The sequence below is a fragment of the Colidextribacter sp. OB.20 genome (assembly GCF_009911595.1).
In the GTDB taxonomy this organism is placed as follows: Bacteria; Bacillota; Clostridia; order Oscillospirales; family Oscillospiraceae; genus Lawsonibacter.
In genome coordinates this window covers 1-25984 of the sequence record NZ_QWKG01000001.1, presented here as the reverse complement: position 1 = coordinate 25984, position 25984 = coordinate 1, and the positions used below count along the sequence as shown (strand labels likewise).

Below are 25984 nucleotides of genomic sequence, written 5' to 3'. Positions count from 1 at the left end.
AGGTGCTTGCAGTATGAAGAGGATCGAGGAGTATATCAGGCCGGGGGCAAGAGCCCATCTGGTGGGGGTTGGCGGGGTGTCCATGGCCCCGCTGGCCGAGGTGCTGAAGGGGAAGGGCGTGGAAATTACCGGCTCCGACATGAAGGAGAGCGAGACGGTGGAACGTCTCCGGTCTCTGGGCATCCCAGTGGTCATCGGCCACCTGCCCCAGAGCGTGGAGGGGGCGGACTGCGTCATCCGCACCGCCGCCGTCCACAACGACAACCCGGAGATTGCCGCCGCCCTGGCTGCCGGAATCCCCGTCTTTGAGCGGGCCCAGGCATGGGGGGCCATCATGCGGCACTATAAAAACGCCCTATGTGTGGCGGGCACCCACGGCAAGACCACCACCACCTCCATGTGCACCCACATCTTCCTGGCCGCCGGCCGGGATCCGTCGGTGATGATTGGCGGCACGCTGCCCATTCTGGGGGTGGGCCACCGGGTGGGGCACGGGGATACCATCATCGCCGAATCCTGCGAGTACTGCAACTCCTTCCTGTCTTTCTCGCCCACGGTGGCGGTGATCCTCAATGTGGAGCCTGACCACCTGGACTTCTTCAAGGACCTGGACGACATTAAGAGCTCCTTCCGGAAATTCGCGGAGCTGGTGCCCGCCCATGACGGGCATGTAGTGGCCAACTGGGACAGCGCCAACGTGCGGGAGACCCTGGAGGGCTTCCGAAGGTCAACCTTTGTGTTCAGCCTGACGGACCGGGAGGCCCACTGCTATGCCGACAATCTCACCTGGGAGAGCGGCCTGCCCACCTTCGACGTGATCGCCATGGGGGAAAAGTACGCCCATGTGTCTCTGAGAGTCGGGGGAAAGCACAACGTCTCCAACGCCCTGGCCGCCGCCTCCGCCGCCTATGTGCTGGGGGTGCCGGGAGCGGCGGTGGAGGAGGGGCTCGCCTCTTTCACCGGGGCGGGCCGCCGGTTTGAGAGAAAGGGGACCTATCACGGGGCCGACGTCTATGACGACTACGCCCACCACCCCGACGAGCTGAGGGCCCTGCTCACCATGGCAAAAACCCTGGGCTACCAGCGGGTGATCTGCGCCTTTCAGCCCCACACCTACACCCGCACCGCCGCTCTCTTCGACCAGTTTGTGGAGGTGCTCCAGCTGGCCGACACGGCCGTTCTTGCGGAGATCTACGCCGCCCGAGAGCAGAACACCCTGGGCATCTCCTCTCTGGACCTGGCCCGAAGGATTCCCGGGGCGGTGTTCTGCCCCCATTTGGAGGGGGTCACGGCCCAGCTGGCGGACATGGCCCAGCCCGGCGACCTGATTCTCACCGTGGGCGCGGGGGACATCTATCTGGCCGGAGAGTCTCTCATAAAAATGAGTTAGATTGTTAGAATTTTTCTTCAAATATCTTTACAAAAGATATCTTGGGTGGTAGAATAGCAGAAAAGGATATGCTTTTTATCACTGAGAAGGAGGGCGGAATATGTCCGGTTCCAGAAAACAGAGCGCCCCATGGCTGGCTGTGCTGCTGACCGTCTGCGGCGCGGTTCTGCTGGCGCTTGTCTTTGGCACGTTGGTGCTCCGCTACCGGGTGGTGGAGGCGGAGCTGGACCGGATGCTGACGGAGAGCCTGACCGCCCACACAGTGGAGGCGGGAGAGGGGGCCGGCTATCTGCTCCACTACGCCGAGACCGCCCTGAAAAACACGGACCTTCTGATCGGCGAGGACCCCCGCTCCCCGGAAAAGGACTGGGTGGCGTCCACGGTAGAGGCCTTCAATCTGGTGGATGACCGCATGGAGCTGAGCTACCTGGACCTTGAGGACCTGTCCTCTGTCCCCTGGGGGGATGAGGCGCCCGAGCTGGTCCGGCAGGTCCTGGCCGGTGAAAACGCAGTGAGCGGAATCCTCTCCGCTCCCTCCCACGAGGATTACTCCGTGATCGCCCTGCGTCCGCTGAAATGGGACGGGAGGGTTATGGGGGCGCTGGCGGCCGAGATAAAGGCCAAGACCCTCCTTCACCAGGGGACTCACTCCACATTTTTTCATAATGTACACAGCGTAGTTGCCGACGGGGAGGGCCGTGTCGTCTATGGCAGCGTCCCCGAGACCGGCGGACTCAGCCTCACCATACTGGGGGAGAAGAACGGCATCTCCGACAAGGACGCTCAGGCCTTCAACGCCGCCTATCAGAATAACGAATCCGGCTCCTTCTATTACGACCCGCCCGAGGGGCGCTTCTATGTGGCCTGGGCTCAGGTGGGCTATAATGGCTGGCGGGTGGTGCAGTTCTCCCAGTCCCCCAGCGTGCAGATTGCCCGCAGCTCCATGATGCAGACCATCGTTATGCTGGTCAGTCTGGCGGTGTGTGCCCTTTTGGCCGTCCTTGCCTGGTGGCAGAGGGCCCGTCTGGTGGCGGAGAAGCTGCGCTACAACGCCCTCTCCGAGTTTAAGGACACCCTGCTCTTTGAGTATGACCGGGAGAGCGACAGCATGGAGTTCACCTCCAACGCGCTGGAGACCCTGGACCTGGACCGGGAGCGGCTGAAGGGGGTCGTCACCAGGGAGGCAGAGAGCTTCCCCGTGTTCCACCCGGACGATATGGAGAGCGTCCGGCGCATTCTGCGCGACGCGGCAAGCATGGCCCCCGACCAGATCGAGCACGACCGCGTCCGCCTGAAACGGCGGGACGGGGAATACAGCTGGTATCGAAGCCAGTATAAGGCTGTTTTTGGGCCGGACGGCAGGGTCACCCGGGTCATCGGAACGCTGACCGATATCAGCGCACAGATTGACCGGGAGATCGAGCTGCGCAAGCAGGCCCAGCAGGACCCCCTCACCGGCGTCTATAACCGGGCGGGCGTCAAGCTTATCAACGCCCGTCTGGAGCAGATATCCCGGGGCGTGCTGTTCATGCTGGACCTGGACGATTTCAAGTCCATAAACGACAACTTTGGTCACGCCGCCGGAGATAAGCTGCTGATGGCCATCGGACATATCCTGAATGAGACCTTCCGTGCCGATGATATTGTGGCCCGGGTGGGCGGCGATGAGTTTGTGGCCTTCCTGTCCGGCTCCGACAGCCGGGCGCTGGCGGAGCAGAAGGGGCAGGAGCTGCTGGAGCGGGTGCGGAACCTGCGGATTGAGGGGATCGACGCTGTGGCCAGCGTCAGCGTGGGCGCGGCCAGCGCCCCCACCTACGGCAGGACCTTTGAGGCCCTCAGCGTGGTGGCGGACGACGCACTCTACCAGGTGAAAAACAGCGGAAAGGGCGGGTTCGCCCTGAAATAGACAAGCCATCAAAAGCAGGGGACGGCCGCGTAAGCGGCCGTCCCTTTTGCCGTTTTTCCCTTCGGTGTCCAGCTGTTGGATGTAAAACGCCGCAACCCTTTATCGACAAGGGTTTGCGGCGTTTCAGGCGGATTTGATTTTACAGCGTGGGGGTCCAGTGGCGCTGATTGTAGAGATCGGTGAAGCAGTAGGAGGCCAGGGTGGACCCCTCCAGGGGCACGTCGCTGACGGCCAGCGCCTCCTCGGTGACGGTGAGGGGCTCGCCAATCAGGTAGCTGTCCTGATACTCCATATCATAGGTGTAGTAATCGCATATAAACTCCAGCACATCCCCGGGCTGGAGCCCCTCCTGATTTTTGGCGACGGTGTCCGTCTCCCCGTCCAGGTATACCCGCTGGACGCCGGCCACATAGCCGTAAGGGGTTTCGTTGTCAAAAACCAGGATCAGCTCGGAGCGTTGGCCGTTGTGCAGAACAGGGACCCGGCCGGTGATGGCATAGTTCTCCCCGTCGTCCACGGTGGACATGTGGTAGTAGGCCACCGGCTGTCCGTTGATGGCCAGCCAGGCCCCGTCGCTGATGCCTAGCAGGCCGCCCTCGTCGTTAAATTGATAGACGTTGTCCAGCCCAAGGTCGAGGTAGCCCTCGCCGTCGTCATAGAACAGGTTCAGTTCCAGGGACTGCACCAGCCCCCACTGCTCCTCGCTCAGCCGCAGCACCCGGGCGCCGTCCTCGCCGGTCTGCCAGACCAGGGCCTCGTCTGGGAAGCGGTGCTCGGTGAGATACTGCACCGTGTCCTCCTCGCTCATGGCCCGGTCGCTCAAAAAGCCGGTGTTGTCACCGTCCAGCCCGGCGACACGACCGAAGCCGCCATTCAGGAACTCGCCCAGCAGGGCGGAGACCGCGTCCGCACCGCCGGAGCCGCCCAGCGATCCCATCAGGGCGGGCAGGGGGGAGGCGGTGCCGCCGGAGGCCGCCTGTCCGCTGGCCGCGAGGCTGGCGAACTGGCGGATGCACCGGGAGTAGCTCTCATCCATGCCAATCTTCTGATAGGTGGAGGCAGCCTGGTCCACCATGGAGGATTTGCGGTAGGGGAAGTAGATGGAAAGGCCGTAGGCGTTTGTCATGTTGGAGGAGGTGCGGTTATACTTCACCGCGCTCAGAAGGACCTCCGACAGCGCCTTGCTCTCCGGCGTCCCCAGGTTCCCAGCCAGGTGCACCAGGTCCACCTGGTCGATTCTGCTGGACTGAGCAAACTCCCGGGTGCCGCCGCGGGCGTTGGAAACGGTCTGATACTCCTTGTTCTGGATGAGCCTGGCAGTGGATTTGGAGAAGTCGGACAGCACCTTGGGCAGGGTAACCTCCAGCTCTGCCAGGTCCACCACGGACAGGGTGGTCAGCTGACCCCGGCACTTCTGGGCGCAGGTATCCACAAAGCTGTCCACGATCTTCTGTCCCACCTCGATGGTGGGCAGGGAGGTGTTCTTTCCGAAGGCGGTGAGCCAGTCGGTGTAGTACCAGCCCACCCCGGGCTCGGTCTCCTCCGAGGCGATGAGGTAGTCGGCGTACTGTGCCATGGTCAGGGCGGTCTCCGCGGTGGCCATGAGGCAGGCGTCGAAGCCGATGAAGTCGAACTTCACCCCGGCGTTTTTCAAAGCGGTGTCCAGACCCGCCAGACTCATGGAGCCGGAGGAGGCGAACTTCTCGTCATAGCCGTAGCCGCTGACTGACCCTCCGCCGTGGTCCCAGAGAATCAGCTCATACCGGCTGGCGGGGTAATTCTTCGCGCACCAGCGGATATACTCGGTCAGGGTATTGGGGTCCGTCATGGAGACGCTGCCCAGGTCCTTTTTCAGGCTGACCAGGTTGCCGTCCTTCACCTGCCAGATCTGGTTGACCGAGCTGCTGACCGCGTTGTTCTTCCAGCCCTTGCAGCCGCCAGTGTAGACAAGCAGGTTGAGATTGTTGCCAAAGCGGGCGTTCAGCATCTCCTGAAGGTCGGCGGTCCCCATGCCGCTGCGGGACTCCAGGTCGGTGCCGCACATGTAGACCATAATGGTGACGGTGTCTCTGCCGTCCCCCAGGAGCCTGGTGTATTTATCCCGGGCTTCGGAGGCCTGACTGGTGTTCAGCTTTCCGGTGTTGGCCGGGCTTTGCCAGCCGGAGGAGACGCTGCCGCCGTTCAGGCTGCCCAGCACCTGGGCCCAGTTGACGCTTCCGCCCACAGTTCCGCCGCTCTGGGAGGGCTGTTGTCCCTGACCGCCCAGCAGGGCGGTCAGGCCGCCTCCGCCGCCCAGCAGCAGCACCAGTAGCAGAGTGATCAGCTTGATTCCGCCGCCTCCCCGGCTCCCGGCGCTCCGGGTGCCGGAGGAGCTGCCCTGCTTTCGGTCACTGTAACCGCTGGCGTCTCCCACAGGGCCCGTTCCCAGGCCCTGTCCACGTTTCTGTACCGTTTTGCCGGGTCCCTCTATATGCCGCTCCCGGCCTCTGGGTCTGTTATGTTCCATATGGCTTTTCCCTTTCCTTTACGTAGTGTTGCCGCACACATTTGCGGTGATTATTATACGGCTATTCCGGCCCGCTGTAAAGGGAAAAATTCCCGCTCAATCCTGCGGAGCCCGCCGGCGGTGACGGATGGATTTCCGCTCAGTCTGGGCTTTGCGGCGGAGGAGCTGGCGATCCTGCATTGGAAAAGAAAGCCATGTGGATTTCTGCATATCCTTCCAAGTCCTGCGGATACTAAGGCAGTCAAATAAAAAACCGCAGGAGGCATGAAATAGATGAAAGCAACAGGTATTGTGCGCCGCATCGACGACCTGGGCCGGGTGGTTATTCCCAAGGAGATCCGCCGGACCATGCGTATCCGTGAGGGCGACCCCCTGGAGATATACACGGATAAAGATGGCGGTGTGATATTTAAGAAGTACTCCCTGATGGGCGGGCTGGTGGACTTTGCCGGCCAGCTGTGCGAGACGCTGAACCGGACCACCGGGCAGGTAACCGTCATTACTGACCGGGATACCTGCATCGCGGTGGCGGGGGTTCCCCGCCGGGAGCTGGCGGATAAGACCGTCTCTTCCCAGATGGAGCGGCTGATGGAGGGCCGGCAGGTCTACCAGTACAAGGCGGGGGAGGAGACCATCCCCCTGTGTGCTGACAGCGACAAGTATTCCCTCAGTACCGCCGCTCCTATCCTGTCCGAGGGGGACGTGCTGGGCTGTGTCCTCTTCGCCGCCACCGGCGACAAGCTCGCCGGCGGCGAGGTGGAGTATAAGCTGGTCCAGTCCATCGCCGGATTTCTGGGGCGGCACATGGAGAGCTGAATATCCTCTGAAGGAAACAGGGACGGCTGGTGCTGTCCCTGTTTTTTAGAAATTGCCCTTGATACATTGCTAGCCATATGCTATAATTGCTAGCAAGGAGGTGATAGACCTTTGCCACCCGCAAATTCAGCCGAGTATTATCGGAAACGGCGTGAGACCATTGGACAATTCAGCGTTCCTCTTTCTCGTGAAAAACTAAATGCGCTTACGGAAAAACTAAAAGAACAGAACAAAACAAAAACCCAGTGGCTCAACGAAAAGGTTGACGAAGAACTCGGCGAACAAAAATAGAAACAACCCGCCCACTTTCACATAAACGGATTGTTTCTATAGATACCAACACCCGGAGGTCTGGTAAATCTGATTATGCCACACCTCCCGGTGAAAATCAAGGAGGTTTTTTAATGGAGCCCATTTTAAAAAAGATTAAGCGGTACATCAAAGAGACAGAGATGGACGAGAGAGCGGAAAGGGGTATCAAATTGATCTGAGGGATATTCTGGCCCTGTGCGATGTAGCGGACCGGGACACCTGCGGAGCAATGTGCTGCACCTACCTGTTCGGCAGAGCCATAGGCTGGCGGGCGGCGAAAGGGATGTAACCCCCGTCCCGCCGCGGCTGACTGAGGATTGCATTTTGCGAAGCAAAATATACGAAGTCAAATCGAAGGAAGGCAAAATAGCGGCGCGCAGATTGCTCTGCGCGCCGTGCTTGATGTTACATTGCCAGCAGCTCCAGCTGGTCCCCATTGGAGACGGCCTTGAGCTGGGACACAGGCTCCTGCCAGCCCTCGATAAGCCGGACAGCGATGGCGTCCTCCAGCTCCTTCTGGATCAGGCGGCGGAGGTTCCGGGCGCCGTAGGCGGCGGAGTAGGACTTCTTCACCAAGTAATCCAGGAGGGTCTCGTCCCAGGTGAAGTTGATGTCCTTATCCTTCAGGGTGCCCACCAGCTCCTTGAGCATGAGGACGGCGATGCCCTTGAAGTTGTCCTCAGACAGCTGGTTGAAGTAGATAATCTCATCCACCCGGTTGATGAACTCGGGGCGGAGGAAGTCGTTGAGGGCCTTCAGGGCCCGGTCACGGCCCTGCTCGTTGGCGGTGCGGCCAAAGCCCACCGAGCCCACCTTGGTGTTGCTCCCGGCGTTGGTGGTCATAACGATGACGGTGTTCTCAAAGTTCACCGTCCGGCCGTGGGCGTCGGTGATGCGCCCGTCGTCCAGGATTTGCAGAAGGATATTCAGCACGTCGGGGTGGGCCTTCTCTATCTCGTCAAAGAGGACGACGGAGTAGGGCTTTCTCCGGATTTTCTCGGTGAGCTGGCCCGCCTCGTCGTAGCCCACATAGCCCGGGGGGGAGCCGATGATCCGGGAGACGGCGTGCTTCTCCATAAATTCGGACATGTCCAGCCGGATGAGGGACTCCGGGGTGTCAAAGAGGTCGGCGGCCAGCTGCTTCACCAGCTCGGTTTTACCCACGCCGGTGGAGCCCACAAAGATGAAGGACACGGGCTTGCGCTTGGGGGAGATGCCCACACGGCCCCGGCGGATGGCGGCAGAGACGGCCTTCACCGCCTCATCCTGGCCGATGACGTGCTCCTCCAGCCGCTCCTCCAGCCTGGCCAGCCGCTGGAACTCCTGCTCCTGGATGCGGCTGGCGGGGATATTGGTCCACAGCTCGATGACGTTGGCCAGGTTCTCCTGGGTGAGGGCGGGGTGGGCGTCGTTCTGGAGGCTCTCCTTCTCCTCGGCCAGCCGCAACTCCAGGCTCTTGATATCGGCCAGCCGCTTGTAGGAGTCCTCGGTGGCGGCGGCCATCATGACCTCCTTCTCCTTGGCCAGGTCGGCCAGCTCCTTGTCCACCTCGTTGAGGCGGGCCAGAGCCTTGTTGTGGAGGTTCACGTTGGAGCAGGCCTCGTCAATCAGGTCGATGGCCTTGTCGGGCAGGTAGCGGTCGGTGATATAGCGCTCGCTCATGGTGACGGCCAGCCGGCACATGGCGGGGGAGACGGCCACCTGGTGGAAGGACTCGTAATAGGGGACGATGCCCTCAATGACCTTCACGCTGTCCTCAATGGAGGGCTCCTCCACAATGACGGGCTGGAACCGCCGCTCCAGAGCGGTGTCCTTCTCAATGTGCTTGCGGTACTCGTTGAGGGTGGTGGCGCCGATGACCTGGACCTCCCCCCGGCTGAGGGCGGGCTTGAGGATGTTGGCGGCGTTCATAGAGCCCTCGGCGTCGCCGGCGCCCACGATGGTGTGGACCTCGTCGATGACCAGGATGATGTTGCCCAGCTTTTTGATCTCCTCAATAAGGCCCTTCATCCGGCTCTCAAACTGGCCCCGGAACTGAGTGCCCGCCACCAGGGCGGTGAGGTCCAGCAGATAGACCTCCTTGTCCAGCAGCTTATAGGGCACCTCCCGGTTGGCGATGCGCTGGGCCAGGCCCTCGGCAATGGCGGTCTTGCCCACGCCGGGCTCGCCGATGAGGCAGGGGTTGTTCTTCTGCCGGCGGTTGAGAATCTGAACCACACGCTCCAGCTCCCGCTCCCGGCCGATCAGCTTGTCCAGCTTGCCCTCCTGGGCCCGCTGGGTGAGGGAGATGCAGTAGCTGTCCAAAAACTTGCGCTTGGCGGGCTTGGCGGCCTTCTCACCCCGGGGTGGAGGAGCGGCCCCCTCGCTGGGAGTGGGGGCGGGGGTGGAGGAGCCGCCGCCGAAGAGCTGGCTGAGGAAGGGGAAGGTGGCGGTGCGGCCCTCGTCCTCCCCGTCGTCCTCGTCCTTGGCGGGGGACAGCATCCCGTCGATGCCCTCCGCGCCGCCGAAGGCGGACATCATCTCGGAGGTCAGGTTGTCCAGGTCCTCGTCGCTGATGCCCATCTTCTTCATCATGTCGTCAATGGGCTTGATGCCCATCTCCCGGGCGCACTTGAGGCACAGCCCCTCATTCTTGGAGGTGCTGCCCTCCAGCTTGGTAATAAAGATGACTGCCACATTCTTGCCGCAGCGGCTGCACATAGTAGGCTGCATAGTAATTTGCTCCTTTCGGGAAAAGTCCACGTTTGGGGAGATGGTACACCCTAATTATGAACTGGGTATGAATTTTTCCCTGAGAAATACAGGGTTTAGAGGAAAAATGACAGCGGGATGGCGGAGGTAAAGAATTTCAGCAGGTAAGAGCCCTCTATGGCCTCCGGGGGGATGTAACTGCCCCGGAGGAGCCAGACAGCGATATACACAATCAGCGCGCCCTTGACAAGGCCCACCGCCCCGCCGCCCCAGGCGTTGACGGTGCTGAGCACCGGTAGCTTTGCCACCAGGTCCAGGGCGTGGCTGAGGAAGGACCAGGCGATGAGCACGGCGAAGAAAGCCAGGGCGAAGAGGACCGTCCGGGCGATCTGCACCGCCACGAAGTGGGCCAGGGCCTGGGCGGCGTGGGTGACAATCTCGGTGGTCCTGTCGTCCACCGCCTTTTGGAAGGTATCGGCAAAGCCCTGGAGGAATTTGGACTCCTTCAGCGGCTCCAGCAGCTCCTCCAGAGGCAGCTGGGCCAGCCAGTCCTCCTCCTCCCCAGAGGTGTTTTCTGCCGGGGCGCGCTGGTAGTAGCTGGTCACCGTGTCGTGGATACTTCTGGCGACAATGGGCTCCACCGCCTTGGCTACAGGTTCGGCCAGGGCGTTGGAGAGGAAGGAGGCCCCGATCAGGGCCACAAAGACGGCCAGCAGGGAGCACAGGGTGAGCACAAAGCCCTTGACATAGCCCCGCCAGAGGAAGAAGAGCAGAACGGCTGCGATGATGATATCGTAGATGATGTAATTCATGGAAACCTCCTGTAGGGGCGGCCTGTGGCCGCCCGTTGTGTAGGGCGCGGCGACCCGGCCGCCGTCAATAATTCTGCATATTGCTCTATGCTTGCGGAATAAACAGCCAGGCCTGCTGGTCGTTGGCAAGCAGGGCAGAGCCATTGGGGGCCAAATCCACCTTCCGGGCCCCCTGGGGGTCCTCCAGGGAGGCGAACTGCTCCAGCTGGCCGTTGAAGAGGGCCAGCCGGCTGCCGGAGAGGAGGGCGAAATACTCGCCGCAGGCGGCGTAGTCCAGGACCTGGCCGGTGAGGGTAATGGTCTGGATCGCCTGAGCCTCCCTGTCCACAATGAGAGCCCGGTCGGCGCCGCCCGAGCGGTAGCGGCCGGTGAGCAGAAGGGCGAAGCCCTCCCCCTCCAGGGTGCAGCCCTTCAGATAGCTGGGGGTGAGGAGGAAGGTCTGAACGGTCTGGCCGTCGGGGGTGATGGTGAGCAGCCGGTCCTCACACAGCACCCAGAGCAGCTCATCCTCATAGTCCATGTCCAGCACGGTCAGGCTGCCCAGCTCCACCTGGGCGGAGGGCTCCTCCTGGTTCACGGGATAGAACAGCAGCCGGCTGAAGAAGTCGCCCCCGGTCTGGCCCATGGTGATGACGGCCACGCTCTGGCCGTCGGGGGAGACGGCGGCGTCCACGGCAAAGACGGTAGACAGGCTGATCTGAATCACCTGACTGCCGTGGCTGTCATAGACGGTGACCGCCCCCTTGTAGCCGCTCTGCTGGGCGGTGACGGCCAGCCAGCCGCTGTCGTTGGGCCGGGCGGACAGCAGATCGGCGCCGCCGCTGAGGGAGAGAGAGAAGTACTCCTCCCCGTTGCGGAAGGCAAACAGGGACTGATTGCCCGCGTCGTAGGCCACAGCGGTGGTGCGGGAGGCGGAGAGCACCGGGTTTTCCATGGACAGTACCCGGTCGGCCAGAGAGACGCCGTCCAGGCCATAGTAGTGTGCTCCGGCGGCGGAGACAGTGACCACGCCGCTGTTCAGATAGGCGACTGAAAGCTTGTCGCCTCCGGCATGGGTAAAGGGGACGGCCTCGCCGGTGTCGCTGGTCTGCAGGCTTTGCAGGTCCAGCCACCGCTTCAGAACGCTCAGGTTGACCTGGTCCCGGTAGACCACCAGGGCCAGCGCCCCCAGCACCAGCGCCGTTGTGACGGCCAGGGCCAGCATGCGGACCAGAATATTCGGTTTTCTCAGCCGCTTGGGAGCCGGAGCCTTTTTGTTCTCTTCCATAATTTACTGACTAGACGTCCTCTTCATACCATAATTTTGTCATGTACAGCCCGCCGGGGGGGACGGTGGGGCCGGCCAGGGTCCGGTTGCCCGAGTCCAGGATAGCGGGGATATCCTCAGGGGCCAGCTTGCCCTCGGCGGCGTAGATCACGGTGCCCACCATGGCCCGAACCATGTTGTACAAAAAGCCGTTGGCGCACACCCGGCAGGAGATCAGGTCGCGGTCGCGCTCCACATCGAACCAGTACACCGTGCGCACGGTGGTTTTGGTCTCGGTGCCCACCGAGCGCACCGCCCGGAAGTCGTGGGTGCCCACAAACTGCTCCGCTGCCCGGGCCATGACGGCCTCGTCCAGCCGCTTGGGGTAGAACCAGGCGCGGTTGACATAAAACGGATTGCCCAGCCGGGAGTTGTAGATGCGGTAGGTGTACTCCTTCTTCTGGCAGGAGCCGATGGCGTTGAAGCCGTCGGGCACCTGGGTGGCCCTGACCACCACAATGTCGTCGGGCAGGCGGGTGTTCACCGCCAGAGGCAGCTTGTCCAGAGGGATGTGGCAGGTGGTGCGGAAGTTGGCCACGTAGGTCTCTGCGTGGACCCCGGCGTCAGTGCGGCCCGCCCCGGTGCACTTCACCGGATGGCCCACCGTGGCCGCCAGCGCCCTCTCCAGCGTCTCCGCCACCGAAATTGCGTTCTTCTGCACCTGCCACCCGTGGTAGGCTGTGCCGTTGTACATTAACCTTAAAGCAATGTTACGCTCCATCGTCCAAAACCTTTCGTCCCGGCGTGAAATGTAGGGCGGGACGACCTCGGCCCGCCGCGTTTTAAGAGACGCCTCAGAACGGCGCGCCGGGGTCGTCGCGCCCTACACATGCTCACCTGTTGACTTCCCGTTTATCTGAGAGACCCAGGAGGTAATCGGTGCTGACGTCGAAAAACTTGGCGATCTGAATCAGACCGGGAACAGTGGGGTAGGCTTTTCCGTACTCATATGACTGATAACCGCGCAGTTTCAGACCGAAAATCTCAGCCAGTTCTCTTTGCTTGTATCGGTTCTCTTGGCGCAGCAGTTTCAGCCGCTCAGAAAAAGTAGACATATTTTTCCTCACATACTTGACACGTAAAAATATTATGCTATAATATACAATAATATTAGGTAAAAGGAGATGGCACTATGAATGACAAACTAAACATGCTTTTTGTGGACAACCTGGGACTTAAAGAAGAAATCGAGGCATTTTGCGCGAAAGACCCTGAATATTTAGAAGTAAAAAGGGAATTTTACGAGGTTGCCCACGAAATTGCCAAAATGGCGGGTTTTGAACTGTACAACCGCTTTGAAACGCGGCTGGGAAGCTATCTGGGGTGTTCCAATGACCTATATTATCTCTTCGGGCTGGGCCTGCGTCAAGATATAATATCAGCTTTACAGCCCAAAGTGACCTAACACCCCCGCGGCCACGGTCACGGCCAGGAAGAGGAGCAGGGCCGCGTAGTCGGCCCCTTTATATTTCAGCTGGCGCAGGCGGGTGCGGCCCTCGCCGCCGTGGTAGCAGCGGCACTCCATAGCGGTGGCCAGCTCGTCAGCCCGGCGGAAGGCGGAGATAAACAGGGGCACCAGCAGGGGCAGGAGGGCCTTGGCCCGCTGGATCAGGTTGCCGCTCTCGAAGTCGGCTCCCCGGGCCCGCTGGGCGGACATGATCTTGTCGGTCTCCTCGATGAGGGTGGGGATAAACCGCAGGGCGATGGACATAATCATCGCCAGCTCGTGGACAGGCACCCGCACCTTTTTCAGAGGATTGAGGAGGGACTCCAGTCCGTCGGTGAGGAGGATGGGGGAGGTGGTGTAGGTGAGCAGGAAGGTGCCCGAAATGAGCATCATAATCCGGACCACCATGAAGAAGGCCCGGGACACCCCCTCCAGAGTGACGGTAAAAATCCAGAACCGGGCCAGCACCGTGTCCCCCGGGGTGTACAGCAGGTTGAGCACTGCGGTAAACACCACGATAAACAGTACTGGCTTCAGCCCCCGGAGAATAGACTTGGGAGGGACTCTGGACAGGGCGATGGACCCGGCCAGCACCAAAAGCATCAGGGTGTAGGAGACGAACCAGCTGGCAAGAAACAGGGCCACAATATACAGCACCACGCAGATCAGCTTGGTCCGGGGGTCCAGCCGGTGGATCACGGAGTTTCCCGGGAAAAACTGGCCCAGGGTGATATCTTTCAGCGCCATTCAGCCCACCTCCCCTTTCAGCTTGGACAGAATAGCCGACTTGGCCTGGTCCAGGGTGTAGACGGACGGGTCGATGTCCACGCCCATGGCGCGCAGCCGGTGGAACACCCGGGTCAGCTGGGGGACACCCAGCCCCATCCGTTCCAGCTCATCCCCGTGCTGAAAGACCTCCCGGGGGGCGCCCTGGAAGGGGATCCTGCCGTCGTTGACGGCCACCAGCCGGTCCACCGACCGGGCCACCTCCTCCATGGAGTGGGAGACCAGGATGATGGTGGCGTTGTGGGCCTGGTGGTACTCACGGATGTTGCCCAGAATGGACTCCACCCCCTCCGGGTCCAGACCGGCGGTGGGCTCGTCCAGGATGAGCACCTTGGGCTCCATGGCGATCACGCCGGCGATGGCAACCCGGCGCTTTTGGCCGCCGGACAGCTCGAAGGGGGACTTTTCCAGATGGTCGTCCCGCAGGCCCACAAAGTAGGCCGCCGCCCGGACCCGGCGGTCGATCTCTTTTTCATCCAGCCCCATGTTCCGGGGACCGAAGGAGATGTCCTTGTACACTGTCTCCTCAAAGAGCTGGTACTCCGGATACTGGAACACCAGCCCCACCTGGAACCGGGTCTTTTTGGTGAGCTTGGGGTCGGACCAGATGTCCGTGCCTTGAAAGAGCACCGTCCCGGAGGTGGGCTTGAGCAGGGCGTTCAGATGCTGGATCAGGGTGGACTTGCCGGAGCCGGTGTGGCCGATGATGCCCAGGTACTCCCCGGGGTAGGCGGCAAAGTCCACGCCGTCCAGGGCCGTGTGCTCGAAGGGTGTCCCGACGGAGTAGGTGTGGGTGAGGTTTTTGGTTTCAATAATGGGGTCCATAGAGATACATCCTTATAACAAGTGGTACACGCCTAAAGGGTCGCGTCCTGAGCCTCCTTTTGAAAGGAGGTGGCATCCGCGCAGCGGATGACGGAGGATTGTGTTTTGCGAAGCAAAACATACGAAGTAAACGAAATTCAGGATTACTCTGTACATTTCGGCTTCGCCGAAATACAATCCTCAGTCAGCCTACGGCTGACAGCTCCTTTCCAAAGGAGCCTTGCTCTGCGGAGGACGAGGGACTATTGCAAAAGCTGATACAGCGCCTGGGCGCACTCCTCGTCGGACAGGGCATCCAGGGGGACGTCCCACCCCTCCCGGCGCAGCTCCCAGAGCAGCGCTGTCGTCTGGGGGACGGTGAGGCCCACCTTCCGCAGCTCCTCCACCCTGGAAAAGACCGCCTTGGGCGCGCCGTCGGCGATGACCTTACCCTTGGCCATAACCACCAGCCGGTCGGCCTGGGCGGCCTCGTCCATGTGGTGGGTAATCAGGACCACCGTGACCCCCCGCTCCCGGTTCAGTGTCCGGATGGTGCGCAGCACGTCCTTCCGGCCGATGGGGTCCAGCATGGCGGTGGGCTCGTCCAGCACAACGCACCGGGGCTGCATGGCGATCACGCCGGCGATGGCCACCCGCTGCTTCTGTCCGCCGGACAGAAGATGGGGGGCGTGCTCCCGGTAGGCGTACATATTGACGGCCTTCAGGGCGTCATCCACCCGCTGGCGAATCTCGTCAGGGGGGACCCCCAGGTTCTCCGGGGCGAAGGCCACGTCCTCCTCCACCACGTTGGCGACAATCTGGTTGTCCGGGTTCTGAAAGACCATGCCCACCGTGCGGCGGATGTCCAGCAGCCTGTCCTCGTCCCGGGTGTCAATGCCGTCCACATAGACCGTCCCCCCGGAGGGCAGGAGGATGGCGTTCATGTGCTTAGCCAGGGTGGATTTGCCGCAGCCGTTGTGGCCCAGCACGGCCACAAAGCTGCCCTCCTCAATCTCCAGAGAGACCCCGTCCAGCACCACCGGGGTCGTCCCCTCCTCCACGGCGGGGTAGGAGAAGTGTAAATCTTCCGCTTGAATGATGGTTTCCATGGTATCACCCTTTTCAGTCCTGTGGTTCGATGTGAATAAGAATGGCGCTTTGTAAATCCCGGCGACTCCGGGCCAGGTCCAGCATGGCGGCCAGGGAGTCCGGGTAGAAAAATACCTTCCGCGCCCCGCACTGGATGGCGGCCTCAGCCAGGGCCACCTCCTCCACCTGAGAGGTACGCTCCTGAGTATGGACGCACATCACAGGCTTGGGGATCAGGACGGCGCCGCAGCCGGCCTGCTTCAGCAGCGCCTTAATGAGCTGCTACGCCGCCGAATAGTGGGCGACCTGTCCCCGGCGGAAGGGGGAGAACACCACATAATCCGGGTTGTCCCTGTATGGGAGCGCGTCCTTGCCCACGGCGGCCAGTTTGCCCGGCTGGGAGCGCACCACAGCCGTCAGGGAGGGCTCCCGCACTTGGTGCTCCGTTTTCATGTTGAGCACGGTAATCTCAGCGGGCGTAAATTCCAGATACCAGTCCTCCGGGGAAATCTGCCTGGAAAATTCGTCAAATTGTTTTATCATGGTGCAGTTCACCTCATTTCCGGGTCCACCGCCCGGCAGCGCCGCAGGGCAGGGCCAGGCCGGTCTGGGAGACAGGCAGGCCCAGCTCGTCGGAGATGGCGCGGCCGCCGAATTTTTTGGAGACGACGCTCTCCAGGATATAGGTGACCACGCTGGGGGCCAGGCCGGTGGTGTAGGAGTTGAGGATGAGGAACAGCGGGTCGTCGGACAGCACGCCGCTCACCAGCTCCACGAAGGGGTAGAGGTTCTCCTCCAGCTTCCACACCTCGCCGGTGGGCCCCCGGCCGTAGGAGGGCGGGTCCATAATGACGGCGTCGTACCGCCGTCCCCGGCGAATCTCCCGCTCCACAAATTTTCCGCAGTCGTCCACGATCCAGCGGATGGGGGCCCCCTCCAGGCCGGAGCTTTTTGCGTTCTCCCGGGCCCATTGAACCATCCCCTTGGCCGCGTCCACGTGGCACACAGAGGCCCCGGCGGCGGCGCAGGCCACAGTGGCTCCGCCGGTGTAGGCAAAGAGGTTTAAAACGCTCACCGGTCGGCCGGCCCTTTGAATCCGCTCCATGACGAAGTCCCAGTTGGCGGCCTGCTCGGGGAAGAGGCCGGTGTGCTTGAAGTTCATGGGCTTGACATTGAAGGTAAGGCCGCCGTAGCCCACCGTCCACCGCTGAGGCATGGAGCGGTTCTGCCACTGGCCGCCTCCGGTGGAGGAGCGGGAATACCGCCCGGCGTTTTTCCTCCAGCCCGGGTGGGTCCGGGGAGTGTTCCAGATGGCCTGGGGATCGGGGCGGACCAGCAGCTGGTCCCCCCAGCGCTCCAGTTTCTCCCCGGAGCCGCAGTCGATGAGCTCATAGTCGATCCATTTGTCGGACAGCCACATAGCTTCCTGTCTCCCTTGACAAAATACTCCCAATTCGCCCTTGTGCGTCTCAGGTTAAGGAATTGAGAGATAAAAATCCCTTGAAACTAAGACAGTATATCATTTTCAGGCCGTTGCGTCAATGAAATACCTGGAATTTGGGGCAATGTTGATGCAGTAAGTTAAATGCAGAAAGGTTATTGACCTTTTTCTGCATTATTTTTCACCAAAATGGGGGCAGGAACAGGAAACGATGTTGAGATCAGCACTGCGCGTTCTTCATATTCAGGCTTTCCCTCTGCCTGTCTATGGTCTGCTTCAGCGTGAGCCTTCTATGAGTATTGAGGATTGACAAGCGTGTCCTTTCTCTGATACGATATTCGATGCAGAGTAGTCTGTTTCCCCTCATAATACGCGGCCAACATGTTATCGAGGGTCACGACCGCCGCATCTGTGCCGATGTTGAAAACATTGTGTTATAAGGAGATTTGAACGTGATAAGGATACTTTTCGTCTGCCACGGCAATATCTGCCGGAGCCCAATGGCCGAGTTTGTGATGAAAGACCTGGTGAAGAATGCGGGGCTGGAGAATCAGTTCCACATCGAGTCCGCCGCCACCAGTACCGAGGAGATCGGCAATCCGGTCTATCCTCCCGCCCGCCGCAAGCTGGCCGAGCACAGCATCGGCTGCGCCGGAAAAACAGCCCGTCAGCTGAAAAGCCGGGATTACGGCCAATTCGACCTTCTGATTGGGATGGACAGGGCCAACATCCGGAATATGAACCGGATCTGCGGCGGCGATCCGGAGGGAAAGCTCCACCTGCTGATGGAGTATGCCGGCCGCCCGGGCTCCGAGGTTGCCGATCCCTGGTACACGGATGACTTTGAAACGACCTGGCGGGATGTGCTGGCCGGGTGTGAGGGGCTGCTGGAGCAGCTGCAATAGAACGCCCCTACCTAATCCGAACAGTTTCCATGAGACTGATGGATAAATGAGGAATTATTACGGAAGGCCTTGTCGTGTCAGGGCCTTCAAGATAAAATGAGGGTAGGAGCATTGGACAGTCCAAACAAACTGTTCAATGCTCCTACCCTCGTTCAGGTGGCGCAGTAGGAGGGATTCGAACCCTCGAGCCCTTATCAGGCTACACGATTTCCAGTCGTGCTCGTTATGACCACTTCGATACTACTGCATGTAGATATGCTGTTCAGGTCTGGGAGACAGCAACATGTATTATACCAGCTTTTTTCTGGTAGTCAAGCTTTTTTTGCAAAAAAATCGTTTTTCTTTTTGGTCGGCGGCGAGCCCGGTGAGGGCTCGCCGCCAAGGCGAGATTTCAGTCGGCGGTTTCGAAGGCCGCATAGAGGGTCATAGGCTCCAGAGAATAGCCTTCGGGCAGGACAACGGCTCCGTCCGCGCCGGGCTGGAAGCGGACCGTCATCGTAACGTTGTTCCCGGACCTCTCCCGGACGGCCCAGCCGGCAAAGCGCTGACCCTGGGGAGCTGTGACGGCGGGAGGAGTGAAGCTCCGGTCCTGGGAGGAGACAAACAGCCGGCCGGCCTCCTCCTGGTCATTCATAAAGACAAGAAGGGTGTGATAAATTTCAGCCTGGACGTCCACATTGGTCATCTCATAGGCCCGCCAGCCGTTTCCTGTCCGGTGGAAAAAGAAGGTGCTGTCCACGGCGTAGGGCTTGACGGTCCCGTTTCCCCGCCGGACGTTCATATCCATGGTCACCCGGGCGGAGAACAGGTCGGGGCCGTAGCGGTGGAACTGGTGGATGGCCTCATTTTCAAAGCTGTGGCCGGCAGTGTTTTTAATCCAGATTTCGCTGGAGCGGATGGTCTGATAGATCTGGCTCTGGCTGTCAAAATATCGCTGAAGCTGGGCGGTGGTGGCCTGCCGGATCATGAATTTGGCGTGAACCTCCGCCGCGCCCAGAAGCGCAGCACGCTCCTCGTCGCTGGGCTGCTCCTCGGTCTCCTGGACCGTGAAGCAGTTATTCTCGGCGTCGTAGATCAGGGGGAGGGAGGTCCCGTCCTTGTCCAGCACGGTGACCTCCGCCTGCTGGATGGTGCTGACCTGGCTCTGCCAGACCACGGTCTGGGGGCCGCGGACTCCCTCGGGCAGGTAGCGCTCCACGACCCGCTCAATCCGCTGGACCTGATTGTCCTCGCTGAGCTCGGCGCCGTTGACCAGCACCCGGCAGCCGGCGCCGGTGCGGACGGTAACCGTCCCTGTCTGGCCCAGCAGCATCTCCACGCTGTCCAGCTGCCAGACGGTCTCGCCTTCCTGGCCGATATTGGCCAGGGTGAATGCGGCGACGCTGTCCTTGCCCGACTTGACGATGTAGCGCCGGTTACCCGACAGGCCGGCGGAGGTCTCCACCAGAGTCAGCTCCTGGCCGGCAGTCAGCTCCTCCATAGATTGGATAAAGCTGTCCCGCCCCTGGTAGGCGGTGCCCTCTAGGCGGGCGGCGTCGTAGACTTTGCCCCAGTCGGCGGGGGAGAAGAGGTCCTGAAAGACCTGCTGGCTGGTGTGCTTGGGCTGGGCGGCCTCGAAGCGGGTGAGCCAGGGGCGGAGAAGGCCGAAGCGGATATAGCAGAATACCAGCAGGAGGGCAAGGAGGAGAGCCAGCAGTACCTTATAAAAAATGGTTTTCTTTTCCTGTCTCATGGTCAGCCCTCCTTAATTTCCGTCCAGGGGCCGCACCATGAAGGCGGTGGGCATCCGCCGGGGCTCCTCCTGAAGCAGGGAGACATTGTTGACAAACTGCACCTGGCCGTTCTCGTCCCGCAGGAGCATGACAGTGGAGGAGCCGCCGTCCAGGTTGCAGGCGTTCACCGCGCCGTACTCCACCATAATGTCGATGGTATCGCCATAGGTGGCGCCCAGGCTGCCCGCCTGACGGCCGTCCACGCACAGGAAGATCACCGTGCCGTCGGCCCGCTGGCCGATGACGGTTCTGGGGTTGAAGCCCGAGTTGGTGTTGTAGGCCTCCTCGTTGACGGCGCCGTTCATAATGAGCACCGGGCCGTAGCAACAGCCGTCACGGATGCGGGCCTCCTTGGCCTCGGCGGCGGACATGGTCTTGGAGACCACCAGGATGTTGTCCTCGTTGAAGCCGGCGAAGCCGTAATAGGAGCTGCCGTCGTTCCAGAGGATCTCCCCGTGGGAGACCACCAGTCCGCAGGGGACGCTGCCCACCTCGGGGCTGACGGTGCCGTTGTCGAAGAAGGCTCCGCCGTTGATGGCCGCCGCCGCCCCCTCGGTTTCGATCTGCCGGTTGATCCGGACCCCCGGCCGGCTGCGGGAGTAGTTTCGGGAGGAGGGGGCAAGATAGACCCGGGAGGGGTCCTGGATGAGCATGACGTAGGCGTTATAGGTGTCGCCAGTGACCTCCTCCACACGCAGGCCGTCGGGGTAATCGGCCCACTCGTCGCTGTTCAGGGCGTCCTCCGTGCGGAGGATGACCTGGGAGGGGTCGGACTGCTCGTCGGGCAGGTCGGCGGCCACCTTGGCCCTGATCTGCTCCACGGTCTCCTCGCCCACAAAGACCGCCGGCACCCACTTGGTGGCGCTGGCCTCCAGCAGGGACATGGTAAGCACATTCCGGGCGGTCTCTGAGGGGCCGTTGAACACCTCGTCCATAATCATGCACAGTCCGGCCAGCAGGACAGCCGCCACCCCCAGGAGGGCCAGAAGGGTCCGTCCGATATACCGCAGGACCCGGTTTTTCCGTTTCGGGGGGCGCTGCGCTACCCGGCGGCCCCCCTTTGTCGCTTCTTCATACATCTTGGCAGGTTCCTTTCTGATTTTTTTCTGACGCAAAGACCCAGCGGTGCTGGATCATGTAGCTGGCCACAAACAGCGCTATCATCACGATTATGTAGATTACTGTGTGCCGCACTGTGGAGTATTCGTGGTGAATGTGCAGCAGCTGGAACAGCCCCTGTGTCAAGCCCAGCTGGGCGAGATACTGAACGATCACCAGGATGTAATACCGCACCAGAGCCTGCCCTAAGTGGCCGCCGCCGCAAAAGACCAGCCGGCGGTTCAGGTTGAAGTTCAGCAGGGAGGAGACCAGCCTGGCCCCGCCGGCGGCTACGGCGGTGTGGGCCAACCCCCAGAGCTTCCACTCCAGCACCGATGACAGCAGGGCGAACAGTCCCCCGTCCACCACCGCGCAGAGCAGGGAGCTGAAGGTATAGCGGAAAAACCGGGCCAGAATCAGCCTGTATATCCTCCAGGAGTCCCGGAAAACATGGAAATGGGAGCCCCGGTTCTCCTCCAGATAGATGGTGCGGATCTTGACCTCACCGTAAGGGATATGCTGGTCCTTCAGGGCCAGCAGCATGTTGGTCTCATACTCGTAGCGGTCCCCATCCACGGCGGTGAGGTCGGGAAGGTATTTGGCGGGGATGGCCCGCAGGCCGGTCTGGGTGTCTGACAGCCTCATGCCGCAGAAAATCCGAAAGACGGCGCAGGTGATGCGGTTGCCCATCCGGGAGCGGGGGGGCACGTCGGGCTGGGAGAAGTCCCGGCAGCCCAGCACCACCTGCTTGCGCTCCAGCATCTGCCGGGCGCAGGCCAGAGCGTCCTCCGGGTGGTGCTGGCCGTCGCCGTCCACTGTCACCACGCCGGCGCAGTCTGGCCGATGCTCCAGCAGCCAGGCGAAGGCGGTTTTCATGGCCGCCCCCTTGCCCCGGTTGACCACGTGGCGCAGCAGGGTGACCTCCGGGCGGCGGGCCGCCTCCTCAAAATACTTCTGAGCCTCCGGCCGGCTCCCGTCGTCTACCAGAACGATGTGGGAAAAGCCGGCGGCCAGCAGGCCGGCAACTGTATCGCTCAATATTTGAGTGGGATTTAGTGAGGGGAGCACCACGGAAACCGCTTTTGGAACCGCGCAGTCACTCATCCGATTCGCCTCCAATAAAGCCCGGAACGCTTCGCTCCGAACTGACATACTTCGAGTTATCCTGACTATATCATATTGAAAGGGATTTGTCATCTCAAAGAAAGAAAAAATAAGATATTTCTCGGCGGATTTTTTGGGAAATCCGACATGATTCATGGACAAAAAAGATATCGACTGTGGGGTTTGCCTGTGTTATACTGGGAAATGATAACGTGAATGGAACGCAATGTCATAGCTGAGAGGAGTGACAATTCAATGAAGGAATTTGAATACACAGCGGTGAAAGAGGAGTTTGAGCAGTGGAAGGCCATGGGCCTGTCCCTGAATATGGCCCGGGGCAAGCCCAGCCTGGAGCAGCTGGAGCTGTCCCGGGGACTGTTCACGGCGCTGGACTTTGACGACTGCGTGGACGAGGGGGTAGACGCCCGGAACTATGGAGAGCTGGCGGGCACCCCCAGTGCCCGGGAGTACTGGGCGGAGCTTCTGGACATTAAGCCCCAGCAGTGCTTCGTGGGGGGCAGCTCCAGCCTGAACATGATGTATGACCTGATCGCCAAGGCCTGGAGCAACGGCCTGCTCCACAGCGAAAAGCCCTGGTCCCAGCAGCCGGGGATCAAGTTCCTGTGCCCCGTTCCCGGCTATGACCGGCATTTCCGCATTACCGAATCCTTCGGCATCGAGCTGATCCCGGTGCGGACGACGGAGGCGGGCCCCGACATGGACGAGGTGGAGCGGCTGGCCGCCGACCCGCTGGTGAAGGGTATCTGGTGCGTCCCCAAGTACTCCAACCCGGACGGAAATATCTATTCTAACGAGACCATCCTCCGCTTCGCTGCCCTGAAGCCTGCGGCCCCCGATTTCGTGGTGATCTGGGATAACGCGTACTGCGTCCACGAGTTCCGGGGGGAGTATGTCCCCTTCCCGGAGATTCTGGCCATCAGCGCCCAGGCCGGAAACCCAGATCTGGTGGTGGAGTTCGCCTCCAGCTCCAAGATCACCTTCCCGGGGGCGGGCATGTCGGTGATGGCCGCCAGCGAGGCCAATATTGAGTACCTGTGCGGCCTGGCCAGCGCCCAGATGATCAGCGGCGACAAGGTGAACCAGCTGAGACAGGTCCGCTTCCTCAAGGACCGGGAGCACACCCTGATGATGATGCGGCGGCACGCCGATATCCTCCGGCCCCGGTTCGACGCCTTCCTCAAGGAGCTGGACGAGGAGATCAGGCCTCTGGGCATCGTCCGCTGGACCGACCCCAAGGGCGGCTACTTTATCAGCCTGTACACCAGGCCCGGCTGCGCCCGGAGAACGGTGGAACTGTGTAAGGAGGCAGGGCTGGTGATGACCGGCGCCGGGGCCGCCTACCCCTACGGAAAGGACCCGGAGGACAGCCACATCCGGATCGCCCCCTCCTTCCCCCCGCTGAAGGATGTGGAGCTGGCGGCTGAGGTGTTCTGCACCTGCCTGAAGCTGGCCACGCTGGAGCACGACCGGAAGTAAAGATGAAAAAGCGCGCCGCAAGGCGCGCTTTTTAATACCGGGAGGCCCGGCCGCCGTTGGCCCGGCCCTCCTCCATCATGCCGAAGGACTCCACGAAGAAGGTCCGGGAGGACAGGCCGTATTTGGCCTCCGCCGCCTGAATGGCGCTGTCCGCTGCGGCGGCTACGAGCTGGGCGTCCGCAGTGGCTCTGGCGTTGAGAATGACCGAGATGGCGGTGTAGCTCCGGTCCAGCCTGCGGCTGAACTGAATGGGGCAGTCCACCCCCAGCAGGCTGACCTTCACATAGTCGGCCCCCTCGCCGGCGGCGAAGAGCTTCAGGTGGGGGACGTTGCCCCCCTTGTCCCTCAGCTCCTGACGGATGGACTGGAACAGGTCCTCCACCACGGCGTTGAAGTTGATATCCTTCCCCTCCTTCTCCTCAAAGAACACCCGGCGGTTGTACCAGGAGAAGTGCCGCTCCGCCGCGAGAAAGGCGTCGCTGCCATAGCCGATGTCCCTGTGGACGGCGGCGGAGGTGTGGGTCATGAGGTAGTCTACCACCGAATCCACCCCCTTGCCGGTGAGGGCGGACATGGACATAACCGGCGTGCCGGGGTAGGAGGCCGCCAGAAATTCCAGCCGCTGCTCCCGCTCCCGTGGGGTGAGCAGGTCGATTTTGTTCAGGACGATCAGGTCAGCCTCAGCCAGCTGGGCGTCCAGCAGGAAGCCCAGCTCCTCGGGAAAGCCCAGGTCGGCCCGCTGGGGCATGATGATTTCCAGCCGCTCCGGGTCTACCACGCACAGAAAGGGCATCAGTGCAAACTCGCCCGGCTCCCGCCGGTCCAGCTCCAGATAGACGTGGTCCAGTGCCCCGACGCCGCAGCCTGGGATGTCGGAAAAGATGACACCGGCCCCCTGACGGACAAGCTGGTTGAGCTTGTCCACCAGGTTTTCGTGCTGATAGCAGATGCAGTCGCCGGTGATTTGATCGGTTAGAACGCCACTGGCGGCGGTGTAGTCGGCGTCTACAATGTTCCGGGCTCCCAGGTCGTTGGCCAGAATGGCCGCCTTGCCGTACCGGAGGTTAATGGACTGACTGAAGGCGATCATAGAGGTGGTCTTGCCCGCCCCCAGAAAGCCGCTGGTTACCATATATCTTGCCTTTGGCATTCTAATGTGTACCCCCTCGGCTGCGCGGTCAATCCAGCAGGCTGCTTACGGGGAAGCCCCGGCTGTCCAAAATCTCCAAAGCCCTTTGACAGGTGGCGCAGATCAGCTGGGGGCAGGTGGCGGGGATGTTGGCTTTGTCCCCCTGGATGATGTCGCCGCAGTCGGCGCTGCCGTAGGTCTCCTCAAACCAGGACAGAAGCTCTGAGACCATTGCCGCCAGCTCGGGGTCGGCCTCCTCCTCCGCTGTGCCCCGCCCGGCGAAGAGGCTGAGCATGCACACCCCTCCGGTGAGAGCGCCGCAGTTTTTTCCGCAGCCCCCCAGCCCTCCGGCCAGGCCGGTCATAGCCTTGACCAGATTGGGCTCCTCCAGCTCCAGCGCCTCCATGCCCATCTGCATCATGACCTGAGAGCAGTGAAATTTTTGAGAGAGCAATTTCGTGATTTTTTCATCCAGCATAGTAAATTTACCTCCTGAGTTTCCTACCTTGAAGTGACATGAAACACATTATATGGTAGAATAGAGGGAGTGTCAAGGAAAAACACACAATTCCTATGGTAGAAATAGAAAATACAGCAAAATTGACGAAAATAATTTTCTTAATTTTTCCTTGGCGTTATTCTCACCCTGTCGTAGCGGCGGTATCGAGGGCCTTTCATGCTGAAAGGCAAATGGACATTGTTTATATTGACCGTAAAAATGCGATGATTAAGTGCGAAACAGTGCAAAAAGTCGATAAAAATCATTTTTACTAATTTGTGAATTTTTCTGTTTTTGGCGCTTTGCTCCATTGACGGGAGGAAAATTTTCATCTATAATGCAGAAGCAGAGAGGCAAAGAAATCCTAATTTCTACTATCTTAAGGAGGACAGCACCATGAATCTGAGAAAAATGTGGCTGAACATCAACGGTGTGGACCGGGTTTTCACCTGCGACCCCGAGGTGGACACCCTGGCCGACGTCCTGCGCCGCGTCGGACTGACGGGCACCAAGGTGGGCTGCGGCACCGGCGTGTGCGGCTCCTGCTCCGTCATTCTGAACGGCGAGCTGGTCCGGTCCTGCACCCGTAAGGTGCGCGCCATCAAGGAGTACAGCACCGTCATCACCATCGAGGGCATCGGCACCCCCCAGAATCCCCACCCCATTCAGGTGGC

At 61.0% G+C, this 25984-nt stretch carries 26 protein-coding genes and 1 tRNA gene; 9 read left to right on the top strand and 18 right to left on the bottom strand.

Going from position 1 to position 25984, the window contains the following annotated elements; genetic code table 11:
- The first annotated feature begins 13 nt into the window (after positions 1 to 13).
- Both murC and D1641_RS00130 read left to right on the top strand, forming a co-directional pair.
- A complete protein-coding gene (gene murC, locus D1641_RS00135; RefSeq protein ID WP_160662369.1) occupies positions 14 to 1390 on the top strand; it encodes a UDP-N-acetylmuramate--L-alanine ligase in 1377 nt (458 codons plus the stop codon).
- A 100-nt stretch (positions 1391 to 1490) separates the two neighbouring features.
- Complete coding sequence (locus tag D1641_RS00130; RefSeq protein ID WP_160662368.1) at positions 1491 to 3296, top strand: diguanylate cyclase; 1806 nt, start codon at positions 1491 to 1493, stop codon at positions 3294 to 3296.
- A 139-nt stretch (positions 3297 to 3435) separates the two neighbouring features.
- On the opposite strand, the gene D1641_RS00125 is transcribed toward D1641_RS00130, so the two are convergent.
- Complete coding sequence (locus D1641_RS00125; protein ID WP_160662367.1) at positions 3436 to 5802, bottom strand: clostripain-related cysteine peptidase; 2367 nt, start codon at positions 5800 to 5802, stop codon at positions 3436 to 3438.
- A 273-nt stretch (positions 5803 to 6075) separates the two neighbouring features.
- On the opposite strand from D1641_RS00125, the gene D1641_RS00120 reads away from it, so the two are divergent.
- Together D1641_RS00120 and D1641_RS00115 are read left to right on the top strand one after the other, a co-directional pair.
- Complete coding sequence (locus tag D1641_RS00120) at positions 6076 to 6618, top strand: stage V sporulation T C-terminal domain-containing protein (protein WP_160662366.1); 543 nt, start codon at positions 6076 to 6078, stop codon at positions 6616 to 6618.
- Positions 6619 to 6729: 111 nt separating this feature from the next.
- Positions 6730 to 6909 carry a hypothetical protein gene (locus D1641_RS00115; protein ID WP_160662365.1) on the top strand — a complete coding sequence of 60 codons (180 nt, stop codon included), beginning with the start codon at positions 6730 to 6732 and terminating at the stop codon, positions 6907 to 6909.
- Between the two features lie 426 nt (positions 6910 to 7335).
- Here the strand turns inward: D1641_RS00115 and D1641_RS00110 are convergent, their stop codons facing one another.
- The 5 genes from D1641_RS00110 to D1641_RS00090 all read right to left on the bottom strand — a co-directional run bounded on the left by D1641_RS00110 (position 7336) and on the right by D1641_RS00090 (position 12794).
- Positions 7336 to 9642 (bottom strand): ATP-dependent Clp protease ATP-binding subunit, encoded by a 2307-nt coding sequence (locus D1641_RS00110; RefSeq protein ID WP_160662364.1) that lies wholly within the window; start codon positions 9640 to 9642, stop codon positions 7336 to 7338.
- 95 nt (positions 9643 to 9737) lie between these two features.
- Positions 9738 to 10433, bottom strand: coding sequence for a CvpA family protein (locus D1641_RS00105; RefSeq protein ID WP_160662363.1), 696 nt, complete (start codon positions 10431 to 10433; stop codon positions 9738 to 9740).
- Between the two features lie 85 nt (positions 10434 to 10518).
- Positions 10519 to 11700 (bottom strand): DUF5711 family protein, encoded by a 1182-nt coding sequence (locus D1641_RS00100; protein WP_160662362.1) that lies wholly within the window; start codon positions 11698 to 11700, stop codon positions 10519 to 10521.
- Positions 11701 to 11710: 10 nt separating this feature from the next.
- Positions 11711 to 12460 carry a tRNA pseudouridine(38-40) synthase TruA gene (gene truA, locus D1641_RS00095; protein ID WP_160662361.1) on the bottom strand — a complete coding sequence of 250 codons (750 nt, stop codon included), beginning with the start codon at positions 12458 to 12460 and terminating at the stop codon, positions 11711 to 11713.
- Between the two features lie 112 nt (positions 12461 to 12572).
- Positions 12573 to 12794 (bottom strand): helix-turn-helix transcriptional regulator, encoded by a 222-nt coding sequence (locus tag D1641_RS00090; RefSeq protein WP_160662360.1) that lies wholly within the window; start codon positions 12792 to 12794, stop codon positions 12573 to 12575.
- A 77-nt stretch (positions 12795 to 12871) separates the two neighbouring features.
- Between D1641_RS00090 and D1641_RS00085 the strand changes: the two genes are divergently transcribed.
- Entirely contained in the window at positions 12872 to 13144 is a 273-nt protein-coding gene (locus tag D1641_RS00085) for a hypothetical protein (protein WP_160662359.1), read from the top strand.
- On the opposite strand, the gene D1641_RS00080 is transcribed toward D1641_RS00085, so the two are convergent.
- From D1641_RS00080 to D1641_RS00055, 6 genes are all read right to left on the bottom strand, one after another.
- Positions 13124 to 13933, bottom strand: a complete 810-nt coding sequence (locus D1641_RS00080; protein WP_160662358.1) for an energy-coupling factor transporter transmembrane component T — start codon at positions 13931 to 13933, stop codon at positions 13124 to 13126. The two genes, D1641_RS00085 and D1641_RS00080, sit on opposite strands and share 21 nt — an antisense overlap.
- Positions 13934 to 14797, bottom strand: coding sequence for an energy-coupling factor transporter ATPase (locus tag D1641_RS00075; RefSeq protein WP_160662357.1), 864 nt, complete (start codon positions 14795 to 14797; stop codon positions 13934 to 13936).
- A gap of 242 nt (positions 14798 to 15039) precedes the next feature.
- Positions 15040 to 15885 (bottom strand): energy-coupling factor transporter ATPase, encoded by an 846-nt coding sequence (locus D1641_RS00070; RefSeq protein ID WP_160662356.1) that lies wholly within the window; start codon positions 15883 to 15885, stop codon positions 15040 to 15042.
- 13 nt (positions 15886 to 15898) lie between these two features.
- The gene (locus D1641_RS00065; RefSeq protein ID WP_160662355.1) at positions 15899 to 16051 is read right to left on the bottom strand and encodes a hypothetical protein; all 153 of its coding nucleotides are present in this window, start codon (positions 16049 to 16051) and stop codon (positions 15899 to 15901) included.
- Between the two features lie 96 nt (positions 16052 to 16147).
- Positions 16148 to 16408 (bottom strand): hypothetical protein, encoded by a 261-nt coding sequence (locus D1641_RS00060; RefSeq protein ID WP_160662354.1) that lies wholly within the window; start codon positions 16406 to 16408, stop codon positions 16148 to 16150.
- A 13-nt stretch (positions 16409 to 16421) separates the two neighbouring features.
- Positions 16422 to 17285 (bottom strand): class I SAM-dependent methyltransferase, encoded by an 864-nt coding sequence (locus D1641_RS00055; RefSeq protein ID WP_160662353.1) that lies wholly within the window; start codon positions 17283 to 17285, stop codon positions 16422 to 16424.
- Positions 17286 to 17758: 473 nt separating this feature from the next.
- Between D1641_RS00055 and D1641_RS00050 the strand changes: the two genes are divergently transcribed.
- A complete protein-coding gene (locus D1641_RS00050) occupies positions 17759 to 18211 on the top strand; it encodes a low molecular weight protein-tyrosine-phosphatase (RefSeq protein WP_160662352.1) in 453 nt (150 codons plus the stop codon).
- 157 nt (positions 18212 to 18368) lie between these two features.
- On the opposite strand, the gene D1641_RS00045 is transcribed toward D1641_RS00050, so the two are convergent.
- The 4 genes from D1641_RS00045 to D1641_RS00030 all read right to left on the bottom strand — a co-directional run bounded on the left by D1641_RS00045 (position 18369) and on the right by D1641_RS00030 (position 22185).
- Positions 18369 to 18458: transfer RNA gene (locus D1641_RS00045), tRNA-Ser, on the bottom strand.
- A 144-nt stretch (positions 18459 to 18602) separates the two neighbouring features.
- Complete coding sequence (locus tag D1641_RS00040) at positions 18603 to 19943, bottom strand: hypothetical protein (RefSeq protein WP_160662351.1); 1341 nt, start codon at positions 19941 to 19943, stop codon at positions 18603 to 18605.
- A gap of 12 nt (positions 19944 to 19955) precedes the next feature.
- Complete coding sequence (locus D1641_RS00035; protein WP_160662350.1) at positions 19956 to 21062, bottom strand: phosphodiester glycosidase family protein; 1107 nt, start codon at positions 21060 to 21062, stop codon at positions 19956 to 19958.
- Positions 21055 to 22185 (bottom strand): bifunctional glycosyltransferase family 2/GtrA family protein, encoded by a 1131-nt coding sequence (locus D1641_RS00030; RefSeq protein WP_160662349.1) that lies wholly within the window; start codon positions 22183 to 22185, stop codon positions 21055 to 21057. Before D1641_RS00030 ends, D1641_RS00035 begins: the two co-directional genes overlap by 8 nt.
- A gap of 255 nt (positions 22186 to 22440) precedes the next feature.
- Between D1641_RS00030 and D1641_RS00025 the strand changes: the two genes are divergently transcribed.
- The gene (locus D1641_RS00025; RefSeq protein WP_160662348.1) at positions 22441 to 23682 is read left to right on the top strand and encodes an aminotransferase class I/II-fold pyridoxal phosphate-dependent enzyme; all 1242 of its coding nucleotides are present in this window, start codon (positions 22441 to 22443) and stop codon (positions 23680 to 23682) included.
- 31 nt (positions 23683 to 23713) lie between these two features.
- On the opposite strand, the gene D1641_RS00020 is transcribed toward D1641_RS00025, so the two are convergent.
- A complete protein-coding gene (locus tag D1641_RS00020; RefSeq protein ID WP_160662347.1) occupies positions 23714 to 24832 on the bottom strand; it encodes a GTP-binding protein in 1119 nt (372 codons plus the stop codon).
- 28 nt (positions 24833 to 24860) lie between these two features.
- Positions 24861 to 25289: a DVU_1555 family C-GCAxxG-C-C protein gene (locus D1641_RS00015; protein ID WP_160662346.1), complete on the bottom strand. Its 429-nt coding sequence runs from the start codon at positions 25287 to 25289 to the stop codon at positions 24861 to 24863.
- 95 nt (positions 25290 to 25384) lie between these two features.
- Here D1641_RS00015 and D1641_RS00010 point away from each other — a divergent pair, with 95 nt between their 5' ends.
- Together D1641_RS00010 and D1641_RS00005 are read left to right on the top strand one after the other, a co-directional pair.
- The gene (locus D1641_RS00010) at positions 25385 to 25585 is read left to right on the top strand and encodes a hypothetical protein (protein ID WP_160662345.1); all 201 of its coding nucleotides are present in this window, start codon (positions 25385 to 25387) and stop codon (positions 25583 to 25585) included.
- 121 nt (positions 25586 to 25706) lie between these two features.
- The coding region (locus D1641_RS00005) for a 2Fe-2S iron-sulfur cluster-binding protein (RefSeq protein ID WP_160662344.1) at positions 25707 to 25984 on the top strand (278 nt) is incomplete at its 3' end.

What these genes read in the sequence shown, in the direction of transcription:
- D1641_RS00080 (WP_160662358.1), bottom strand. Translation starts at nt 13,933, where the DNA reads ATGGCGCTGAAAGATATCACCCTGGGCCAGTTTTTCCCGGGAAACTCC.
- D1641_RS00030 (WP_160662349.1), bottom strand. Translation starts at nt 22,185, where the DNA reads ATGAGTGACTGCGCGGTTCCAAAAGCGGTTTCCGTGGTGCTCCCCTCA.
- D1641_RS00125 (WP_160662367.1), bottom strand. Translation starts at nt 5,802, where the DNA reads ATGGAACATAACAGACCCAGAGGCCGGGAGCGGCATATAGAGGGACCC.
- D1641_RS00090 (WP_160662360.1), bottom strand. Translation starts at nt 12,794, where the DNA reads ATGTCTACTTTTTCTGAGCGGCTGAAACTGCTGCGCCAAGAGAACCGA.
- murC (WP_160662369.1), top strand. Translation starts at nt 14, where the DNA reads ATGAAGAGGATCGAGGAGTATATCAGGCCGGGGGCAAGAGCCCATCTG.
- D1641_RS00130 (WP_160662368.1), top strand. Translation starts at nt 1,491, where the DNA reads ATGTCCGGTTCCAGAAAACAGAGCGCCCCATGGCTGGCTGTGCTGCTG.
- D1641_RS00100 (WP_160662362.1), bottom strand. Translation starts at nt 11,700, where the DNA reads ATGGAAGAGAACAAAAAGGCTCCGGCTCCCAAGCGGCTGAGAAAACCG.
- D1641_RS00015 (WP_160662346.1), bottom strand. Translation starts at nt 25,289, where the DNA reads ATGCTGGATGAAAAAATCACGAAATTGCTCTCTCAAAAATTTCACTGC.
- D1641_RS00025 (WP_160662348.1), top strand. Translation starts at nt 22,441, where the DNA reads ATGAAGGAATTTGAATACACAGCGGTGAAAGAGGAGTTTGAGCAGTGG.
- D1641_RS00020 (WP_160662347.1), bottom strand. Translation starts at nt 24,832, where the DNA reads ATGCCAAAGGCAAGATATATGGTAACCAGCGGCTTTCTGGGGGCGGGC.
- D1641_RS00060 (WP_160662354.1), bottom strand. Translation starts at nt 16,408, where the DNA reads ATGATAAAACAATTTGACGAATTTTCCAGGCAGATTTCCCCGGAGGAC.
- D1641_RS00075 (WP_160662357.1), bottom strand. Translation starts at nt 14,797, where the DNA reads ATGGACCCCATTATTGAAACCAAAAACCTCACCCACACCTACTCCGTC.
- D1641_RS00040 (WP_160662351.1), bottom strand. Translation starts at nt 19,943, where the DNA reads ATGAGACAGGAAAAGAAAACCATTTTTTATAAGGTACTGCTGGCTCTC.
- D1641_RS00010 (WP_160662345.1), top strand. Translation starts at nt 25,385, where the DNA reads ATGGTAGAAATAGAAAATACAGCAAAATTGACGAAAATAATTTTCTTA.
- truA (WP_160662361.1), bottom strand. Translation starts at nt 12,460, where the DNA reads ATGGAGCGTAACATTGCTTTAAGGTTAATGTACAACGGCACAGCCTAC.
- D1641_RS00105 (WP_160662363.1), bottom strand. Translation starts at nt 10,433, where the DNA reads ATGAATTACATCATCTACGATATCATCATCGCAGCCGTTCTGCTCTTC.
- D1641_RS00120 (WP_160662366.1), top strand. Translation starts at nt 6,076, where the DNA reads ATGAAAGCAACAGGTATTGTGCGCCGCATCGACGACCTGGGCCGGGTG.
- D1641_RS00085 (WP_160662359.1), top strand. Translation starts at nt 12,872, where the DNA reads ATGAATGACAAACTAAACATGCTTTTTGTGGACAACCTGGGACTTAAA.
- D1641_RS00055 (WP_160662353.1), bottom strand. Translation starts at nt 17,285, where the DNA reads ATGTGGCTGTCCGACAAATGGATCGACTATGAGCTCATCGACTGCGGC.
- D1641_RS00035 (WP_160662350.1), bottom strand. Translation starts at nt 21,062, where the DNA reads ATGTATGAAGAAGCGACAAAGGGGGGCCGCCGGGTAGCGCAGCGCCCC.
- D1641_RS00110 (WP_160662364.1), bottom strand. Translation starts at nt 9,642, where the DNA reads ATGCAGCCTACTATGTGCAGCCGCTGCGGCAAGAATGTGGCAGTCATC.
- D1641_RS00070 (WP_160662356.1), bottom strand. Translation starts at nt 15,885, where the DNA reads ATGGAAACCATCATTCAAGCGGAAGATTTACACTTCTCCTACCCCGCC.